General features: G+C 67.8%; 17 protein-coding genes, 1 tRNA gene and 2 CRISPR repeat arrays. Of the genes, 8 read left to right on the top strand and 10 right to left on the bottom strand.

Translation table 11 applies throughout. The features are described 5' to 3' along the window. Positions 1–52 precede the first annotated feature (52 nt). Positions 53–376: a CRISPR direct-repeat array (repeat unit 37 nt; unit sequence GTGGCGTCGGCCCGCCAGGGCCGACGAGGATCGCAAC). Between the two features lie 445 nt (positions 377–821). The 7 genes from cas3 to cas2 all read left to right on the top strand — a co-directional run bounded on the left by cas3 (position 822) and on the right by cas2 (position 8,911). Next, positions 822–3,035, top strand: a complete 2,214-nt coding sequence (cas3, locus tag ABD691_RS30425) for a CRISPR-associated helicase Cas3' (protein ID WP_344685634.1) — start codon at positions 822–824, stop codon at positions 3,033–3,035. Between the two features lie 525 nt (positions 3,036–3,560). Further along, on the top strand, positions 3,561–4,226 hold the full coding sequence (gene cas5c / locus ABD691_RS30420; RefSeq protein WP_344685632.1) for a type I-C CRISPR-associated protein Cas5c: 666 nt from the start codon (positions 3,561–3,563) through the stop codon (positions 4,224–4,226). Beyond that, entirely contained in the window at positions 4,227–6,014 is a 1,788-nt protein-coding gene (gene cas8c, locus ABD691_RS30415) for a type I-C CRISPR-associated protein Cas8c/Csd1 (protein WP_344685630.1), read from the top strand. It abuts the gene before it with no gap. Between the two features lie 56 nt (positions 6,015–6,070). Then, on the top strand, positions 6,071–6,964 hold the full coding sequence (gene cas7c / locus ABD691_RS30410; protein ID WP_344685628.1) for a type I-C CRISPR-associated protein Cas7/Csd2: 894 nt from the start codon (positions 6,071–6,073) through the stop codon (positions 6,962–6,964). A gap of 4 nt (positions 6,965–6,968) precedes the next feature. Next, on the top strand, positions 6,969–7,610 hold the full coding sequence (gene cas4, locus ABD691_RS30405; protein ID WP_344685626.1) for a CRISPR-associated protein Cas4: 642 nt from the start codon (positions 6,969–6,971) through the stop codon (positions 7,608–7,610). Then, the gene (gene cas1, locus ABD691_RS30400) at positions 7,603–8,619 is read left to right on the top strand and encodes a CRISPR-associated endonuclease Cas1 (RefSeq protein WP_344685624.1); all 1,017 of its coding nucleotides are present in this window, start codon (positions 7,603–7,605) and stop codon (positions 8,617–8,619) included. The genes cas4 and cas1 overlap by 8 nt, the downstream gene beginning before the upstream one ends. 1 nt (position 8,620) lies before the next feature. Next, positions 8,621–8,911 (top strand): CRISPR-associated endonuclease Cas2, encoded by a 291-nt coding sequence (gene cas2, locus ABD691_RS30395; RefSeq protein ID WP_344685622.1) that lies wholly within the window; start codon positions 8,621–8,623, stop codon positions 8,909–8,911. A gap of 130 nt (positions 8,912–9,041) precedes the next feature. After that, positions 9,042–9,440: a CRISPR direct-repeat array (repeat unit 37 nt; unit sequence GTGGCGTCGGCCGCTCGCAGCCGACGAGGATCGCAAC). A 495-nt stretch (positions 9,441–9,935) separates the two neighbouring features. On the opposite strand, the gene tgmC is transcribed toward cas2, so the two are convergent. From tgmC to ABD691_RS30345, 10 genes are all read right to left on the bottom strand, one after another. Then, positions 9,936–11,093 (bottom strand): ATP-grasp peptide maturase system methyltransferase, encoded by a 1,158-nt coding sequence (tgmC, locus tag ABD691_RS30390; RefSeq protein WP_344685620.1) that lies wholly within the window; start codon positions 11,091–11,093, stop codon positions 9,936–9,938. A gap of 609 nt (positions 11,094–11,702) precedes the next feature. Further along, positions 11,703–12,029, bottom strand: a complete 327-nt coding sequence (locus ABD691_RS30385; RefSeq protein WP_344685618.1) for an MvdC/MvdD family ATP grasp protein — start codon at positions 12,027–12,029, stop codon at positions 11,703–11,705. A 4-nt stretch (positions 12,030–12,033) separates the two neighbouring features. Continuing rightward, a complete protein-coding gene (locus tag ABD691_RS30380; RefSeq protein WP_344685616.1) occupies positions 12,034–12,270 on the bottom strand; it encodes a hypothetical protein in 237 nt (78 codons plus the stop codon). Positions 12,271–12,976: 706 nt separating this feature from the next. Next, positions 12,977–13,285, bottom strand: a complete 309-nt coding sequence (locus tag ABD691_RS30375; RefSeq protein ID WP_344685614.1) for a hypothetical protein — start codon at positions 13,283–13,285, stop codon at positions 12,977–12,979. 92 nt (positions 13,286–13,377) lie between these two features. Beyond that, positions 13,378–13,734, bottom strand: a complete 357-nt coding sequence (locus ABD691_RS30370) for a hypothetical protein (protein ID WP_344685612.1) — start codon at positions 13,732–13,734, stop codon at positions 13,378–13,380. A gap of 43 nt (positions 13,735–13,777) precedes the next feature. After that, positions 13,778–13,945, bottom strand: a complete 168-nt coding sequence (locus ABD691_RS30365; RefSeq protein WP_344685610.1) for a hypothetical protein — start codon at positions 13,943–13,945, stop codon at positions 13,778–13,780. A gap of 89 nt (positions 13,946–14,034) precedes the next feature. Then, positions 14,035–15,258 (bottom strand): helix-turn-helix domain-containing protein, encoded by a 1,224-nt coding sequence (locus ABD691_RS30360; RefSeq protein ID WP_344685609.1) that lies wholly within the window; start codon positions 15,256–15,258, stop codon positions 14,035–14,037. Between the two features lie 163 nt (positions 15,259–15,421). Next, positions 15,422–16,108 (bottom strand): tyrosine-type recombinase/integrase, encoded by a 687-nt coding sequence (locus ABD691_RS30355; RefSeq protein WP_344685608.1) that lies wholly within the window; start codon positions 16,106–16,108, stop codon positions 15,422–15,424. 342 nt (positions 16,109–16,450) lie between these two features. Continuing rightward, positions 16,451–16,527, bottom strand: a tRNA-Arg gene (locus tag ABD691_RS30350). A gap of 113 nt (positions 16,528–16,640) precedes the next feature. Then, positions 16,641–17,207: a DUF3558 family protein gene (locus ABD691_RS30345; RefSeq protein ID WP_344685606.1), complete on the bottom strand. Its 567-nt coding sequence runs from the start codon at positions 17,205–17,207 to the stop codon at positions 16,641–16,643. 94 nt (positions 17,208–17,301) lie between these two features. Here ABD691_RS30345 and ABD691_RS30340 point away from each other — a divergent pair, with 94 nt between their 5' ends. Then, positions 17,302–19,317: a bifunctional copper resistance protein CopD/cytochrome c oxidase assembly protein gene (locus ABD691_RS30340; protein ID WP_344685605.1), complete on the top strand. Its 2,016-nt coding sequence runs from the start codon at positions 17,302–17,304 to the stop codon at positions 19,315–19,317. Positions 19,318–19,439: the final 122 nt, after the last annotated feature.

The raw sequence follows: 19,439 nt of genomic DNA, 5'->3' as shown, positions 1-19,439 counted from the left end.
CCGACGAGGATCGCAACACCAACCTCCCGCACGCGAACGGCCTCACCTACGGGTGGCGTCGGCCCGCCAGGGCCGACGAGGATCGCAACAACATCAAGAACGAGCCTCGGTACTGGATCCACCAGTGGCGTCGGCCCGCCAGGGCCGACGAGGATCGCAACTTCCAGAAGCACAGCACAGGCCAGCTCAGATTGAGTGGCGTCGGCCCGCCAGGGCCGACGAGGATCGCAACCGGGACGCCGGGGGCAGGGCCACAACGGTGTAGATGTGGCGTCGGTCCGTCAGGGCCGACGAGGATCGCAACCGGGACGCCGGGGGCAGGGCCACAACGGTGTAGATGTGGCGTCGGTCCGTCAGGGCCGACGAGGATCGCAACAGCGTGTTGAGGAGGCGCAGCACACCGGCGGTGACGGCTGGCGTCGGAGCGTCAGGTCCGATGGGGAGCGGAACTCCAACGGGTACAACTACATCAGCACGATTCAGGTATGGCGTGGGCCAACCAGCGCCGAGGGGGCGCGGGCGACGGCGCCGTCGAGGTTTGGGCGCTGCTGACCCGTCAGGAGCGACGAACAGGGGATGGTTGTTGTTGCTCGTCTTTCCAGGGACGAGACGGCAGTTCCCCGGCGTAGGTCGTCGACGCGCGAAGACACGTGGCGGCGTCCGGCTTTCATAATCGCGCCAGGAACGCTGCCTATGCCCATGTATACAAGGTTCCGATCTCCTTGAAGGTGAAAGTATCGCTGTGGTGGCGTTGTGAGCGTGTTTTGTCGGTGCGAGTCATTACCTTCGGCGCGTCCTGATCGGCTGCGGTTTGGAGTGCAATGTGGGCGCATAGCGCAAATGTGAATGGAATTCGGCAAGAGCTGTCGGAGCATGCTCGTTCGACGGCGGCGATGGCGCGGCGTTTCGCGGGTGAGTTCGGTGCGGGTGACTTGGGGTTTGCGCTGGGGCTGTTTCATGACGCAGGCAAGGCGTGTGCGTTGTGGCAGGAAGGGCTGCTGCGTGCGGAACGGCACGGCGGCCGAGTCGGGGTGCCGCATAAGGAATTCGGAGCGAATCTGCTGCGCGAGGTGGCGGGCTCGGCAGCGATGGCAATCCAGGGGCATCATGGCGGCCTGACCGATCTGGGAGAGCTGCACGATCTGCCAGTGGAGGAGGCATCGCGAGATCGGGAGGCCGTGCGAACCTTCCTGGGGCTGCTTCCTGAGGCTGAGCACGTTCTGGACGGGGCTGCGATGTCGCTGCTGCCGCCGGGGTGGCGTCGTGCGCACACGGTTGCGGAGATGGGGATCAGGCTGGCGTTTTCGTCGTTGGTCGATGCGGATCATCTGGATACCGCCGCGCACGAGAGGGGCTTGTTGGCGCCGCTGGTGCGAGCGGATGCGGACATGGGCGCGTTGCGGGACCGGTTCGAGGCTGCGCGGGAGAAGAAGCTCGCTGACCGGGCTGGGGCGCCGATCGATGCGCTTCGGGAGCGGGTGTATCGGCGTGCGGTGGAGTTCGCTGCCGAGGGGCCGGGTGTGTTCCGGATGCCAGCGCCCACTGGAGTGGGCAAGACGTGGGCGGCAGCCGGATTCGGACTGCATCATGCGGCTCGGCACGGGCAGCGGCGTGTGATCGTGGCCGTCCCGTTTATCACGGTCACAGAGCAGAACGCCGCGGAGTACCGGGCGATGTTGGGCGCGGAGACGGTGCTCGAACATCACTCCGCGGTGCGTCCTGCGGAGTCCGGGCGTGATGAGCGGGTGTTGCGGGGAGCGGTGGAGAACTGGGACAGCCCGTTCGTGGTGACCACGACGGTGCAGTTGTTCGACTCGTTGTTCGCGCGTAAGCCATCCAGGATGCGCAAGCTGCACCGGTTGGCCAACGCGGTGGTCGTGCTCGATGAGGTGCAGGCGTTGCCGTTGCGTGTGCTCACGCCGATTCTCGATGCGTTGCGTGTGCTGTCCGAGGAGTTCGGTACGACGGTGCTGCTGGCGTCGGCGACTCAGCCGTCGTTTCCGGAATTCGATGTCTGGGGCGGGCTGCGGGTGCGCGATGTGGTCGATGAGCCTCGCGCGTTGTTCAAGGCGATGCGGCGGGTGCGGTACAGGTGGTGGCTCGATCCGAAACCTACCCTGGTAGAGGTCGGTCAGGAGGCCGAAGGCCACGACCAGGTGCTCATGGTGGTCAACACGACCGCAGATGCCCGGTCGGTCTTCCAGCAATGGGCTGCTTCATCCAGCGAGGGCCTTTTTCACCTGTCGACCCGGATGTACCCGCAGCACCGCCGAGCGGTGCTGCAGACCGTTCGGGAGCGACTGTCCAAGGGGCATTCGGTCAGCCTGGTGTCCACTCAACTCGTCGAAGCTGGAGTAGACGTGGACTTTCCCGTCGTGTTCCGCGCGTTCGCCCCCGCCGAGGCGCTCCAGCAGGCCGCGGGCCGCGCCAATAGGGAAGGCAAGCGCGCCGAGCGTGGCCTGGTGGTGGTCTTTGACGCCGAGGACATGAGCAGTCCCGCCGGGTACACCATCGGCTCGAAGGTGACCGCCGAGATCTTCGGCCCACATGGAGACTCCACTGTGGATCCGGACGATCTGGATGCGCTGGATCGCTACTACCGCACGCTGTACCAGCGTTCCAACGCCGAGTACGGAACTCGTGCTGCGGAAATCCAGCGCAACCGGAAGTGCCTGGACTATCGGTCGGTGGCTGATGGCCCCAAACACGCTGTCGGCGACAGCGCAGGCCGTGACTCGTCGTTGGCCTTCCGGATGCTCGACGACGACACCGTGCCGGTGGCGATCACCGACCATCGAGGTCCGACTCCGGCCGCAACGCTCCTCGACCAGTTACGTGCAGAGCCTGAAGCGGCAGGAGCGGCGCTCCGCGAGCTGCATCCTTACCTCGTCGCACTGCCCAAACGATTGCTGGAGGACCCGGCAATCAGCGCATGGTGTCAACCCGTGATCGGCGACCTCTACGAATGGACCGGCCCCTACGACGAGCACTACGGCATCGACACCACCAGCCAGTCCGAACAAGAGGTGTGGTGAACCGAGCCTCGGGCCTGGCGGCGGCACCGAACCGAAGCCCGATGCCGCCCAGCACGCCAGCTACGTGTCCTGCCTGAATCTTGCGACCCTCGCCAGTCCGAGGACGGCGCTACGAAGAGCTTAATAACGCCTGGTTGGAGCTTCTCCTTCAGGAGAACTACATGCCCTGCATGAATGAAAGTCGCACCCTGCTATGGTTCTCGACACAAGGTGATCTTGACAGGGGTGTCTGTGGTGAACCTGGAGCTCAGCGTTGGCGTCAAAGTGGACTCGGCACCGGTCGGTGAACACGTGGTGCCCACGGTGTCGTGTGGTTGTGCTGGCCGTCGTCGCGGCTGGGTTGCGGTCGCGTTGGCTTTGCTGCTGGGCGGGGTGAGCTTCTCCTCGTGGCCTGGCTCGTCCATGGCGGTGTCTGGCCGTGATCAGAAGCTGTGCCGCGCTGGGTATCGGCCTGGTCGCGGCCGTTTGTCGGTGCAACGCGGTAGTCACTGACTGTCATGTCGATGGGATGGAAGGGATGGTGTGGTGAGCGACGATTTGCCGCGTTCGTCGGAGGGTGCGCCTCCGGTGAGTGTGCAGGTGTGGGGGCCAGGGGCGTTGTTCACGCGCCCCGAGTTGAAGGCGGAGCGGGTGTCGTACCCGGTGATGACGCCGACAGCAGCCGTGGGCGTGTTGGAGTCGATCTATTGGAAGCCGGAGTTCACGTGGGTTCCGGTGGCGATCGATGTGCTCGCGCCGATCAAGCAGTTCACGCAGCGTCGTAACGAGACCACCGACATCGCGTCGGTGTCTTCGGCGTTGGCCGGGCGGACGGTGGATACGGTCGAGCATCGCACTCAGCGGCACGCGGTGTGCTTGAAGGATGTCGTCTACCGCATCCATGCCCATGTCGAGCTTCGCGAGCGTGCGACGAAGAAGTCGGCGGCCTATCGGGATCAGTTCCGGCGGCGGGTCGATCGGGGGCAGTGTTTTCACCAGCCGTACCTGGGCACGCGGGAGTTCAGCGCCTATTTCGGTCCCGTGGACGAGCGTGAGCGGATCTCGATGAGTGCGAAGCTCGGGGTGATGTTGCACAGCGTCCACCACCACAAGTCGAAGATTCAGTTCTCGTGGTTCAAGGCCAGGCTGGATGAGGGGCGGATGTGGATTCCTCGGGACGGCATGCGTGCCGGGGATCTAGTGGAGGCGTGAATGCTGTTGCAGCGTTTGGTCCGCTACGCCGAGGAGAACGTCACCACGCCGCCGTTTCACCGGGAACGGGAGTTCCTCTGGCGGCTCGACCTGTTCACCGACGGCAGGGCACCGGAGCTGACCAGCCTTCGCGAGCAGGACGGGAAACGGCGGGGGCAGCGACATGTCTCGCCGGCGGTGACCCGCACGGTCGGCGTGGCGCCGCAGCTGGGGGCTGACGACCTGCAGTACGTGTTCGGGTGGGGTGATGACACCACCAAGCCGCAGCGCGTGGCGGAATGCCATGAGCAGTTCGTCGCGTTGTTGCAGGAGTGGGCCGACAGCGCCCCCGATGACGTAGCCGCGCAGCAGGTACTCCGGTTCTACCGGGACGAGAACTTTCCCGCGCGCCGTGAGGAAGCGGGTGCGAAAGAGGGTGTGTTGATCGCGGTTGACGGGGAGCTGCTCATCAAGCGTCCGTCGCTGGTGAGGTTCTGGACGACGGAGGTTTCCCGCCGCAAGGGTGGTAAGAGCCCACGGACTGGGCTGTGCCTGGTGTGCGGGAAGTCCCAGCCGCTTGTGGAGTCGATGCCGAGCACTATTCCCAAGCGCCTGGTACCCGGTGCCGGCAACGATGTCGCGTTGGTCAGCGTGAACGCCTCGGTGTTCGGCTACGACCTGACCACCGGACTGGAGCACACTCCGATCTGCTTCACGTGCGGCAACGCTGTGGGAAGTGGGCTGACCCACCTGCTGGGTTCGGCACACGCGATGAATCTGGCAGGGCAGGACAGCCGGATGGTCTGGTGGGTCATCGGCGCCGACGAGCCCGACATCCTCAGCGGCTTCTCCTCGGGACCGGATCCGGGGCAGGTCGACCGCCTGCTGGACCGGCTGTGGTCGGGCGACCTCGCGCGTGCAGCTGATCTCGCCGAGTCCGTAGACAGCGATGAGCGGTTCTGCTCGCTGACCGTCGGGGGCAACGCCTCGCGAATCATGGTTCGCGACTGGATCGACATGCCGCTGCCGGTTGCGCTACTGCACATGGCGCGCTGGTACCGCGACATGCTCATGGCCACCCCTGCCCAGGACGAACCGGTCGCCTTCGGCTTGTGGCAGCTCGTGCTCGCTACCGGGCGTTGGGAGAGTCAACGTAACGGGACGGGCCGCTACGTCGAGATCGGCAAAAAAGACGGGCGGCGTCGTGAACACGTGCAGCGGGACCTGCTCGCTCGCGCGCTGCGCGGTGTACCGCTGCCGCTGTCTGTTCTGCACCACGTTCTGCACCGGATCGCCGCGGACGGCCGTATCGACGCGCCCCGTGCGGCGTTGGTGCGCCTGGCCCTGTGTGATCCCCGAGACGAGGAGTCCTCAGTGTCCGCTGGCCTCGATGAGAACAACGACGACCCCGCCTACCTGTACGGGCGGATCTTCGCGCACCTGGAAAAGATCCAGTACAAGGCACACGGGCGAGATGTCAACACGACCTTTGGCGACCGGTTCATGGCCGCCGCGATGGGCAACCCGACGTCCGCGGTGATGGCTGGCCGCAAGCTCGCTACCGCCTGGCTGAGCAAAATCCGCCGCAACCCGAAAACCCGCACCGCCGAACTGGCGCTACGGGCCACTTTGGACGAACTCTTCTACAAGATCAACCAGACGCAGCCTCTCGCCGGGTACTTGCCGGTACGGCGCCAGGCCCAGTTCGTCCTGGGCTACCACCATCAGCGCGCCGAGGACGCCCGCCAGGCCCGCGCCTACCGCGAGCAGCACGGCGACGCTTCCGGCGACGGCCCTGACGACGCCTAAGTTCCGCCATTCCCGGTACCACCCAAGCTGTCCTGAAACTTTTGAAAGGCTTCGCTATGACTCCCGATGTGCATGTCGACCCCGCTGTGCGCCACGACATGGTGTTGCTGTTCGACGTCGCCGACGGCAATCCCAACGGCGACCCCGACTTCAGTAACCGGCCCCGCATGGACGAGGAATCCGGCCACGGCCTGGTCACCGACGTCGCGATCAAACGCAAGATCCGCAATACCCTGCCCTTGGCGGCCGACGGCGACCCGCGCTACGGCATCTTCGTCGAGGCCGGTCAGGCACTGAACACCCGCCTGACCGAGTCGATGACCGCCAACAACATCGCAGTCAAGGGCAAAACGCAGCCCACGGCAGAGCAGAAGCAGGCCGCCCGGTCCTGGCTGACCAATCGCTACGCCGACATCCGCTTGTTCGGCGCGGTGCTGTCCACAGGAGACACCAAAGCACTCGGACAGATCTACGGTCCGCTGCAGGTCACCAACGCCCGCAGCATCGACCCGGTGGTGCCCCAGCAGCACACCATCACCCGCGTGACCCAAACCCGGCCAGAGGACATCGAGAAAGGCGAATCCACCGAGATGGGCGGCAAGTGGACCGTCCCCTACGCCCTCTACAAGGCGGAGATCTACTACTCGGCCGCCCGCGGCGGTCAGACCGGTGTGGACAGCCGGGACTTCGAACTGCTCTACCGCACCCTGGAGATGATGTTCGATCACGACCGCTCCGCCGCGCGCGGCACCATGACCGCTCGGGGACTGTACGTGTTCAGCCACGACAACGCCTTTGGAAACGCTCCCGCGCACAAACTGACCGAACGCGTCGACGTGCGGCGCAATGAGCAGACCACGCAGCCTGCCCGGTCGTTCACCGACTACGTCGTGTCCGTCGCCGACGACGGTCTGCCGTCGGGCGTAACTCTGACCAAGATCATCGCCTGAGGTGGTGGCAGCAGACGAACCGCCCAGCGAGCAGGCGTGGGCCAGCATCCCGATTTCGGCGATCGAGCACTTCGCCTACTGCCCTCGGCAGGCCGCGCTGATTCACGTTGAGCGGTACTTCTCCGACAACATCGACACCCAGCGCGGGCACTTGGCGCACGAGGTCGTCGACGCGGGTGGGCCGAGTCGGTCACGCGACGGGATACCGACGTGGACCTCACTGGAGGTCAGTGACCCGGAGTTGGGTGTGCACGGTGTCTGCGATCTGGTGGAGATCCGCGACGAGGGGCCGGTGCCGGTCGAGCACAAGTCCGGCAGCTATCGCCCTGGTGGTGCGGCGGACCTGCAGGTGGCGGCGCAGGTGATGTGCCTGCGCCGCATGTTTGCCGCGCCGGTGCCCCACGGCGTGGTCTTCGCTGGCCGCCGACGCCGCCGCTACGAGATCCCGGTCGATGCCGACCTGGAGGCGCGGCTTCGTGAGGTACTGGCACGCCTGCGTCAGGTGTTCCGGTCGGCGTCGTTGCCAGCCCCGGTCAACGACGCACGCTGCGTCCGGTGTTCGCTGCGGGACGGCTGTATGCCCGAAGTGCGTCTGGATGCTTCGTCGCTGTTCGTACCGCAACCGTTGGGACGGTGGGATGACTGAACTGCTGCGGACATTGTTCGTCACGACTCCAGGCACGAGCTTGCACCTGGAGGGCGACACGGTCCGCATCTATCACCCGGAACGGCCAGGTCGGCACGTGTTGCCCCTGGTCCGCATCGAGCAACTCGTGGTCTGGAAAGGAGTGGATGTCAGCAACGATCTGTTGCTGCGTTGCACCGAAGACGCCCGCGGGGTGACGTGGTTGTCCCGCAACGGCCGATTTCTCGGGCGCATGGGCGGGGCACAGACCGGCAACCCGTTGGTGCGCCTGGAACAGACTCGTGCCTACGACGACCCGGACCGGCGACTCGGGATCGCACAGGCGATTGTGGCGGGCAAGCTGCACAACTATCGCCAACTACTGTTGCGGATCGCACGAGATGCCACAGGTCCGCGCCAAACAGACATCCGTGCTCTCGCCGATCAGCACGCTGAGGCCCTGACCGCCGTTGCCGCCAGCAGTTCGTTGACTGAACTGCTGGGCATTGAAGGCATGGCGGCACGCAGCTACTTTCAGGCGATGCCGCTGCTGGCGCCGGGCGTTCCGCCGGGCCGCACCCGGCGCCCACCGCAGGACCCGTTCAACTGCGTGCTTTCCTTCGGCTACGGGATGCTGCGCGTCGCCGTCGTCGGAGCGCTCGAACACGTCGGGCTCGACCCCTACATCGGATACCTGCACGGCGTTCGCTCCGGCAAGCCCTCCCTTGCACTGGACCTCATGGAGGAACTCCGCCCGCTGCTCGTGGACCGGTTCGTGCTGACCTTGTTCAACCGCAAACGCATCTTGCCCTCCCACACCCGAAGCGATCCCGCCGGCGGGATCGCACTCACCGAGGACGGACGCGCGTTCGTCCTTGGTGAATGGTCGAAGGCCCGGGAACGGGAATGGAAACACACCGGACTCGATCGGGACGTACCGGCAGGACTGCTCCCTGTGGTCCAGGCCCGACTTTTCGCCCGCTACCTCCGCGGAGACCAACCCGCTTACACGCCCTGGGTGGCAGGCTGACATGGAACTGCTCATCACCTACGACGTCGACACCACCACGCCCGCTGGCGCGCGGCGCCTGCGTCGAGTCGCGAAGGTCTGCGAAGCCTACGGGCTCCGAGTCCAGCAGTCGGTGTTCGAGGTCGTCTGCACCGAGGTGGACTGGGAACTCATGCGCAGGCGTCTACTGGAGGTCATCGACCCCAGGCAGGACAGTATTCGCGTCTACCGGCTTAACGCTGGAACCTTCACCAAAGCCGAACCCCTCGGCCACTCACCCCCAGCACCCCACGACACCCCGCTCATCTACTAGCCGGGACACCTCCTCGGAGACCCAAGCGTCCGACGACACACCATGGCCTCCCCAAGTGGGAGCCGGGCGTGTCGGACACGGTTGGGTAACATTCCAGCGCCATGGACACCAACATCCCTGTTCTCGCAGGGTGGCGTCGGCCGCTCGCGGCCGACGAGGATCGCAACTGGTCGTCGGTGATGGGCGAGGTGCGGGAGCTGTTGTGGCGTCGGCCGCTCGCGGCCGACGAGGATCGCAACGAGGTCGAGCAGGCCCTGCAGGACTCCTGGATCCAGTGGCGTCGGCCGCTCGCAGCCGACGAGGATCGCAACTCCTACGGCGTGGCAGGCGGTTGGAACAGGGGTGTGTGGCGTCGGCCGCTCGCAGCCGACGAGGATCGCAACAGCACCGACAGGAACTCGATCTCGACGCCGTCCAATGTGGCGTCGGCCGCTCGCAGCCGACGAGGATCGCAACGATGCCGGGGCGATCGAGTCCACCCTGACCCTGGACGTGGCGTCGGCCGCTCGCGGCCGACGAGGATCGCAGCTGGCTTTACAACCTGGACATGGTCAGGATCGACGCGTCGTGTTGGTCGCTAGTGGCCCGGCGAGGGTCGAGATTGGGCCGTCGAACTCCTGTGAGTAGGAAGGCAGCGGCATCGGCGCTCCGCGGAAGCGCGGCGACGACCACCAATTCAGAAAGCCACGGCCGGTGCGGGTCGACCTCGCCCACCTCTTCCCGTGCCCGGCGACGATCCGCCCGTTCCCCGAAGGCTGGGACGTGCAGGCCGAGGTCCCGGCGAGCAAACCGGATGGTTGCGCACCACGACCGGCGCGTGGATCGCCGCGGTCCGGTTCACCATCCGGCGCGGCGGTGGCAGCGACGGAGGCATGCCGCACACCACGTGGGTGCCCGCAGACGCGATCCGGCTCCGCCACGATGCCCCCGCCCGGAAAGACCAGCACCCACGCCGACGCCCCACGCCGTTAGCACTGGTCGGGTTCGGCGTGGGGCGCGTTCGTCGTTCCTTCGCGCTGGCGGTTCAGTCGAGGTCGAGGACTGCGTTCGAGGGGTTGTCGAGCCACACGCGGTGTTTCCCGGCGTCGACGGTGAGGCCGAGGCGTTCGCGGGCCGGGCTGCCGAGCGCTTGCCATTGCTTGTGGGCGTGCTCGATGGTGTCCCACAGCCGGGCGGGGCCGCCTTGGCGAACGAGGTGCTGGCCGGGCTCTGGGGTGGTGTGGCAGACCCATGATCCGTCGGGGCGGATGAGCCAGGTTTCCGGTGTCGAGCCGTCGGTGGATGTGAACCCGATCCGGCTGTAGGGGCCGGTGTGCAGGGCGGCGAAGAACTCGAACTCCCGCCCCGTGGCGACCTCCACTGCGAGGTTGGTGGGTTCGGGTTCGGTGGCGGCAGCGTCCCGGTGCGGGATGGTAGCGGCGGGCAGCTGCGTGTCGCGGGTGGGCATGAACATGCCGGCGTCCGGCAGGAATGTGCCCTCGGCCCGGCCGTCGTGGTCGACGGTGAGCCGGGCGAGCAGCCCTCCGACGGTCAGCGGGGCCAGGATGATGCCGCCGGGACGGGCCTGCCCGATCCATTCGGCGGGAACGCGTTCCACTCCGACGGTGGCGATGATGCGGTCGAACGGTGCGTGCTCGGCCCAGCCGTCGCGGCCGTCGACGGCTGCCAGGTGGGGGGTGTGGCCGAGCTTGGCGAGTCGGTCGTGGGCGAGGTCGACCAGCACGGGGTCGACGTCGACGCTGGCGACGCGCTCGCTGCCCAATCGGTGGCAGAGCAAGGCGGCGTTGTAGCCGCTGCCGGTGCCGATCTCCAACACCCGGTGCCCGTCGTGGACGTCGAGGGCTTCGAGCATCAGCGCCATCAGCGATGGTGCCGAGCTGGACGAGGTCGGCTGCCCGCTGACGGTGTCACCGCGCCGCGCGGCGTTCACCCCGTCCGGGTTGTTGTCGATCTGGGTGACGTGCGCGGTGTTGCGGTAGACCCCGTCGCGCCATTCGTCGGTGCGCTCCAGCAGTCGCCATCCGGGCCGGTCGGTGCGCGGTTCGAAGTAGTACGGGACGAACAGGCCGCGGGGTGTGTCGCTGAACGCGGCGATCCAGGCGGGGTCGCGGAGGTAGCCGTCGGTGGTGAGCTGGGTGACGAGCTGGGCCCGCAGTGCTTCGGTTTCGGTCGTGGTGGTCACGGTGTCTCCTGGGTGAGGGCTCGGCGAGCGCGGTGGTGATCTGATCACGTACCGGGTGGTCCCAGGCCCATTGACCCGCCGGGTTTGCCTCCAGGAACCACCATCGGCCGTCGTGGTCGACGGAGAAGTCACACGCGGCGAACCGCAGGCCGAGGCGATCGAGCAGCATCACCAGGCGGGCCCGCACCTCGGCCGGTATCTCGACGTGGTGCCAGGTGTTCGCCCCGTGATCGACCCGCCAGTCCAGCGGCACCGCACCGGTGTCGGTGTGCGGGGCAACCGCGAACACCTGCCCGTCCACCCGCGTGACGCGCGCGTCAAATGCCTTGTCAATGCTGCGCTGCAACAGGATCGGGGCCACCCGTACCGACTCGGCGCGGCACTGCTCCGGGGTGACCTCGGTGGCGTAGAACAGCTGCGGTTCCCCGTTGGTCTCCACCGGGTTTCCCCGGAACGGCTTGTAGAGCACTGGGTGCGTGCGCTCGGCGAATTCGGCGGCCTGCTCCGGATCGTTGGTGATCAGGGTGTCCGGGACGGCCAGGCCCGCCTCGGCGGCCTGGGCGAGCTGGTAGGGCTTGTGCTCGGCGGCGTGCACCGCAGGGGGCCAGTTCACCCACGCGGTGCGGGGAAGGCTGCGAGAAGACCTCGCAGCCCCCACCGCTGTTCGGTTTCGATCCACTGGGCGGCATCCCTGCTCGCACCTTCGGGCGCGGTCGGGTTGGTGGGGCGCCGGTAGTAAAGGCCCGTCACGTCGTCGATCTTCACCGCGTGATGGCCGGTGGCCAGAACCCCGGACCAGCGTGCGCCGTCGAGCTCGGCGGACACGGTGAGATCACCGAGATCCGCGCGCACGAGCGGAACGCCGCGCTGGTTGAGTTCGTCGATCACCACATCCGCCGTGGCGTCGAAACGCTGGGTCAGGACGAGTACCGCCACGGGATCAGTCCTCGGTCCAATCCGAGTCGGTCTCGGGGCCCTGGTGCCCATCGGCGTTGGAGTTGGTCGTCGTCTGCCCGTCGGAGTGCCGGCACCACGGCGTGTCCACCCCGTTGTCGCCTGGCGTGAGCATGATCTGCCGCTCCGGGTCGAAGACCAGCCGGGTCAGATCGACCTCGCTGACCGGAATCGGCTTGCGGGCGGCGACTTCCAACCCGAACGCGGTGACCGGTGCACTCATGCTGCCATCCCCTTCTCTTCCGTACTTTTCTTGGTGATCCTCGGCGCGTTCCACCGGAGCGTGTACCTCTAGGCGGGTGGCGGTCCGGCGCGGTACCGCACAGCGACGGCCAACTCCGCCGGGCGCGGCAGGACCCCGGCGCGGTGGGATCGGTTGCGGCGTCGTGCCGCTCGTCGACCCGATCACAGCGGCCGTGCGCGGCTGTGCCGCGCCGGGGCCCTGAGAAGCTGACCAGGCAGCTGGAACGTCACTCGACGCTGCCCGGCCAGCGAGTCAGAGTTGCGGCCCGACTCCTTCCCAGTGCGGGACGCCGTTCGCGTCGTACCAGGGCTCACCTTCGCCGCTGCTGTCCTGCTCGGTGTCGTCGGGTTCCGGGTTGTCAGCCATACCGTCCTATTCCTCTATGTCCATAGTGGTCGATCGTCGATCAGTAACCGGGCATATTGCGCATGTAGCGCTTGATTTCCGCTCTCGCGTACCGCTTGGCGTCTTCGTCGGACGTCGACTCCCGTGTGGGCGGCGACGTCCTTTCCGGCTCCGGTTGCGGTTCCGGCCCTGGCTGCGGTTCTGGCTCCACTGATCACCTCCCCGGTGTTCTTCTCGTCGGTCGACCTGGGAACCGGCCGGACGGCGCGCCTGCGGGCGGTGCACCGACCAGCCGGACGACCTGGTGCCTGTCGGGGGGCTCGCAGACACCGGGCCGGACCTAGAGCCGCTTCACGCCTGCCAGAAGGCGTTGCAGCAGCAGGAGGTTCGGCTTCTCGTCCTCCCGAGGCAGGAACTCGCGTGGCAGCGGCAGGATCTCGGTCTGCATGTCGTCGGCGAGGTCGCCGCGGAACGTGACCTGTCCGCACCGCTGAAGCTGGACGTCGGCAGGCTCGGCCTCGACGTACTCGGCCAGCTCCGGCGCTGATCCTGTTCTTTCGGCGCTTTCCGGCTCCGTGCAACAGCGCCTCGCCCACCACACCGCCGCCGCGATGGCGGTGACGCCGAACACCACGATCAGAACGTCCATCGCTTCTGCCTTTCCAGCTCGTGGTTGGTGGCCGGGCCAGTGCAACGGGGTGTGCTGGCCCGGCCGTCCCGCGTCGCCTCTCAACGCGGGAATCAGTGGGGGACCGGCTGGGCCGTGCGCGGCCAATCGCCGACGGTTGACCTGGGCCGGTAGGTGAAGGGCCGACCCAGGTTCGGGGGCAGGAAGCACAGCCGGTCCGGTTGTAGGACCGCGATGGGAGCCTGGGTGTGTCCCGGTTCGGGAAGCCCGAGCGCCGCCCGGAGGGTCCATACCGCCGACGAGTGGTACTTCCACGACACCAACTCGGGAGCGAACGGATCAGAACCCGGCGTGGCCGACGTGCGGAACGCGGTGGCGTCCTGCTCGCCGCGCAGCATCACCACGTCGGCACAGGCCGGCCACCAGCGCACCGCCGCCACGACATCGGGACCGGTCTTCGGACCGAACACCCACACACCCCACGACTGGCGACGCAGCTCGGCCAACAAGTGATCAATCTCGGAAGAGTGCACGGTGCGCCGCCTCCTGCCAGTCGTCCTCGATGTCTGCCTGGTCGGCGGATGCGTTGCGAAAGTCCGGTAGCCACCCCAGCAAGGACGCCCACCCGAGCGCGAAGCCCAACGCCAGCACGGCGAAGACGATCAGAAGTGGTTGCGGCATAAAACAACCCTCGCGCCGATGAGCGGTCGCGAGGGTTGCAGATCATGACCCTGCGTGAAGGGGTGCAGAGTGCACCCCTGGGCAGGGGGTTACACGGTGAGCCCCAGGCGAGTCGCCAGGTGCCGAGCGTCGCGCTCCACCAAGCGCCCGCCACTCGTGACGAGTTCCCCGGCGATCCCGCGGCTGAGTGGGTGGCAGCGCATGGATTCCTCGGAGATGTCCGCCGCCCGCTGCAACGTTTGCAGTGCGGCGAGATGGTCCTTCTTCTGGTGGTAGCTGCGGCTCATCTCCAACCACAACCGGGCTCGTCGGTCGACCGAGGGGACCGAGTCGGGATCGACGGCGTCAGCGCGTTCGAGGGCCGCCGCTGACTTCCGCATATCCACGTGCACGCTGACCCCTGTCAACTGCGCGTTGGCCGGGCCGAACAGCGTCCACGGATGCGTGTAGCCCTGCGGCATCTTCTGCGCCATCTCGTCGCCCCGGTCCAGCGCGTGCAAGGCGTTGCCCGCTTCGCCCATGCGGGCCGCGGTGATCGCGGCGTGCAGCTTCACCGACCCCCACAAGGCCCGGGTGCTGTCCTTGCCGTCCGCAAGGAACGGCTCCAGCAGGTGGGCCGCGTCTTCAGCGAGTCGGTAGGCGTCCTCCTCCCGGCCGGTCGCCCGCCACACGTTCCCGAGTACCCACGCGGCCCCGGCCAGCGCCTCAGGCTGGTCGGATTCCTCGGCCGCCGCCATGCACCGATCCGCAGACAGCCACAGCAGCGCCGAGTCCGACACCCAGGCGAGCACCTGTTCGGCCAGCGCGTATGCGGAAGCCAACACCATATGCGCCGTACGGCGCTCCTTGCCGCTGGTGACTCGGGCGGCGCGGCGTGCATCCCGGATGATCTGCGGGAGGACAGAACCGGCCGAAGCACGTGGCGTCGGCGAGGTGTGCCAGAGGTGCCAGGCGTCGGCAACGCGGGTCAACAATGCCTGCACATCTGGCTCCGGACCGTCCGGAAGTTGAAGCTGTGCGACCTCGATGGCCTCGCGCAGGTCGGCGACGACCGGATGGCCCGCACGGCGTTCAAGCACGGCGGGAATTCCACCGGACCCGGTCAGGGTCGCCACGTCGACGTTCAACACGCCCGAAAGAGCGACCAGCATGTCCCAGCGCGGCGGCAGTCTGCGACCGCGCTCCACGTCTTTGAGCCACTGAGCGGACCGTCCCACCAGACCCGCGACGACGGGCCGAGTCTTCCCCTGGCGTTCCCGGATGGCTTGAATGCGGGCACCGATCGACAGGCCCGCGAGTTCGTCAGCGTGCATCGTGATCACCTCATCCGCCGGACCCCGCCGAAAGCCCCCGAGCGTCCCCGGGGGCCGTCCTCCGGCGGGAGGTGTCAACGAGCGTAGCGGAGGATCACTCCGCGATCATCGATCTGATCAGGCTTCGAGACCTGCGCAGACGCCTGGGCAGCCCCGTAGGCACTCAGTACTTGGTGTCGCCCACCGCGGCCTGCCGGTAGGCGGCACGTGCCCGCTCGTCGGCGGCCGACTTCCCGTAGCGCCCGACCATCTGGATGGACTTCCACCCGTTCAACCGCATGAGGTCTTGCTCCCGGCCGCCGGCGGCCAAGTAGTTGTGCGAGAACAGGTGCCGCATCAGGTGCGGGTAGATGTGCATGATGCCCGCCTGCTTGGCGCGCCTGCGAAGGATCTGCGCCATGCCCGATTCGGTCATCGGGCCCTGCTTGCCGATCCACAGCCGCTTGGTCCCGGCCGCCTGCGGGTGGCGCGCTCGCGCCCGGATGTACCGGCGCAGTGCGTTGCCCGTCTTGTTCCCGAACGGGATGGCTCGGGCGCGGCGGCCTTTGCCCATCACATCCGCGACGTCGGTGTTGAAATCGAGGTCGTCGACATCCAGTGGCGTGATCTCTCCGGCCCGCGGCCCCGAGTCGACGAGCAACCGGATGTACGCATGGTCCCGGCGGTCCTCGAAGCTGGGGCCCTTGCACGTCGCCAACAACGCGTTGATGGCGTCGTCGGAGACCAGCGGCACCGGCTGCTCGGGGACCTGCGGCGGTTTCAACCGGTCGAACGGGTTGGAGGAGATCCCCTTTTCGACCTCGTGGAGCCACCGGAACAGCTGTTGCAACGAGCGGTAGTGCCTGGCCACCGTCGCATCCGACAGCCGCTTGCCGGTGCGCTGGTTCGGCCGCGTTTGAAGGTGGACGATGAAGTCCTCATGTGCTCGTGGGTGATCGCGCTGGCCGAGGTCGTCACCTCGAGGTCGACGAGGAACCCCACGAACTCCTCGCCGGTGCTCAGGTAGGAGTCGATCGTGCTCGGCGCGGTGTTCGTGGCGCGCAGGTGGCGCCGCCAGTCCGTCAGCAGCTCGCCGAGGTCGTCGGGCGCGTCACTCTGCGAGTCCTGAGTAGTTGGCATGACCCGACATTAAGTCGGAAAATTCCTTGCTCGCTATACGCTGTGCACTACCCTCTTGTTTTATTTTGCCTGGTGGCGCCCCCAGCAGGACTCGAACCTGCGACCTAAGGATTAGAAGTCCTTTGCTCTATCCAGCTGAGCTATGGGGGCCCGCACAGCTCTCCGAACTGCAGGAAGCAGGGTAGCGGTAGGTCGGGGTCGGCGAGGTACCGACGCAGCACCGTTGCCGAGCCGGTATCGAACGGCAAGCCGATCGACAGCGATCAGGCCGCCGGGAGCCTGCCCAGCGCGGCCTTCGTGAGCCGGAACAGCTGGTCGGAGGTGTCGGCGGCGGTCGCGCCCTGCTTCGACAGCAGGGTCACCAGCGTCTGGTCCCGGCGCACCGCGGTGGTCGCGGTGCACGTCTGGTGCGCCTCGATGTACTCGCAGTAGAGCCAGCTCGAGTACCCCTCGATGTCCACCGGCACACCGCGGGACTGCCGGGCCGCGGCCTCGGCGAGCGGCACGTGGTAGCCCGCCGCCGCGGCGTCCTGCGGACCGCCGCCGACCGGGTGCGAGCAGGTCCGCGGGGTGGGATTGCCCGGCCGGGGCGGGCCGGTCGCTCCGCCGGCCAGCGCGAGGTCTTCGGGCGCGAGCAGTGCGCACGGGTCCACGTCGGTCCGCCGGGGCTGCGGGATGCGGACGTCGGCCGCCGGTGCGGACGTCCGCTCGGAGTCCTGGAAGCCCGCCGCCGGGATCGGCTCGCCCGGGATCGCCATCGCGCACCCGCTGAGCACAGACGCGAGCCCGATGGGAAGGGTGAGCGCGCGGCTGCTGCGGGTGAGGTTCACGGGGTTCACCGTAGCGTCGCCGCATCTGCCCGACCACGGCGCTCGGCCACCGCCTCCCACCTGGTGCCTCCGGCTCGCCGGTTACGCTCGGTGCGTGTCATCCGAGGCCACCTCCACCCAAGGCGGGCGAGCGGGATCCGGCGTGGTGGGCGTGCTGGTCGCCACCGCCGGTGTGCTGGCCGCGCTGGTCGCCGCAGCGCTGACCGCGGTCTCCGCGAGCGACGCCTACACGATCTACGGCCTGCCGGATCCCGGCCCGGTCACGCACTACGGCCTGCCGGTCGTGCGCGTGCTCGCCGAATCCGCCGCGGTCGTCTGCATCGGCTCGCTGCTGCTGGCCGCCTTCGGCATCCCCGCGAAGCGCTCCGGTGCGCTCGCCGCCGACGGCTACGCCGCCGTGCGCGCCGCGGGCTGGGCGGCCGGTGTCTGGTGCGTCGGGGCGGTGCTGATGGTCGCGTTCACCGCGGCCGACGCCACCGGGCGCCCGGTGCACGAGGTCCTCGACACCGAAGTGCTGTTCGGCCTCATCGACGCGCTGGAAGAGGCCAAGGCGTGGACGCTGACCGCGCTGATCGCGTTCGTGCTCGCGCTCGCCTGCCGCGTGGTGCTGTCCTGGGGCTGGACGACGGTGCTGTTCGCAGGCTCGCTGGCGGCGCTGTTCCCGGTGATCGCGACCGGTCACTCCGCCAGCGGCGGCGCCCACGACATCGCCACCAACAGCCTGCTGTTCCACCTCTTCGGCGCCGCGCTGTGGGTCGGCGGCCTGGTCGCGCTGCTCGCGCACGCCGCGCGCCGCGGTGCCCACCTCGGGCTGGTGACCCGCCGGTACTCGGCGATCGCGCTGGTGTGCTGGATCGCGCTCGCCCTCTCGGGCGTCATCAACGCCCTGGTCCGGGTGCCGCTCGCCGACGTCTTCACGACCACCTACGGACTGCTGGTGCTGCTGAAGATCGCGGGCCTGCTGGCGCTGGGCGCGTTCGGCTACTTCCAGCGGCGGCGCGCGGTGGCGCGCATCGACGAGGGCAGCGGATCCCTGGTGCGGTTGGGCGCGGTCGAGGTCCTGGTGATGTTCGCGACGATCGGCGTCGCGGTCGCGCTCGGGCGCACCCCGCCACCGTCCGAGATCGGCGCGGTCCCGGGCAAGACCGAGCTGCTGATCGGCTATCCGCTCGACGCCCCGCCGACGCTGCTGCGGCTGCTGTTCGACGTCCGCTTCGACCTGGTCTACGGCACGTTGGCACTTGCGCTGGCCGTGCTCTACCTGGTCGGCGTGCGCAGGCTGCGCGCGCGGGGCGACGCCTGGCCGGTCGGGCGCACGGTCGCCTGGCTCTGCGGCTGCGCGACGATCTTGGTTGCGACCTCGGCCGGGGTCGGCAAGTACGCCCCCGGGGTGTTCAGCGTGCACATGGGCCAGCACATGCTGATGTCGATGCTCGCCCCGCCGCTGCTGGTGCTGGGCGGACCGACCTCGCTGGCGCTGCGGGTGTTCAAGCCCGCGGGCAAGGGACGGCCCCCGGGCGTCCGCGAGTGGCTGCTGGCGTTCCTGCACTCGCCGCTGACCAGGGTGCTGACCAACCCGATCATCGCCCTGGTGCTGTTCGTCGGCTCGTTCTACGCGCTGTACTTCTCCGGCCTGTTCGACATCGCGCTCAGCCAGCACTGGGCGCACCTGGCGATGAACGCGCACTTCCTGCTGGTGGGCTACGTCTTCTACTGGCCGGTGATCGGGGTCGATCCGGCGCCGAGGCCGTTGCCCGCGCTGGGCAAGGTCGGCATGGTGTTCGCCTCGATGCCGTTCCACGCGTTCTTCGGCATCGCCCTGATGATGTCGTCGACGGTCATCGGCGCGAACTTCTACCGCAGCCTCGACCTGCCGTGGATGACCGACCTGCTCGCCGACCAGCGGCTCGGCGGCGGGCTGGCGTGGGCCTCCGGCGAGGTCCCGCTGATCGTCGTGATGCTTGCGCTGCTGATCCAGTGGTCCCGGGCGGACAACCGCGCGGCGCGGCGGATGGACCGCAAGGCCGATGCCGACGGCGACGCCGATCTCACCGCCTACAACGAGATGCTCAAGCGGATGGCCGAGGGCGAGCCGCGTCAGGAGCGGTGAGTTATCCACAGGCACCTGGTTTGTCCACAGAGCGTGAAACTGGGCTCGCAATCCGTGTTCTTCCCGTAGCAAGCTGGATCTCGGGCCGGGTCAAGGGGATCCGGCGGCTGCGGAAGGAGAAC

It is taken from the genome of Saccharopolyspora taberi, from assembly GCF_039534165.1.
In the GTDB taxonomy this organism is placed as follows: Bacteria; Actinomycetota; Actinomycetes; order Mycobacteriales; family Pseudonocardiaceae; genus Saccharopolyspora_D; species Saccharopolyspora_D taberi.
The sequence above is the reverse complement of the archived record's forward strand: the minus strand, read 5'-3'. Positions and strand labels throughout refer to the sequence as shown.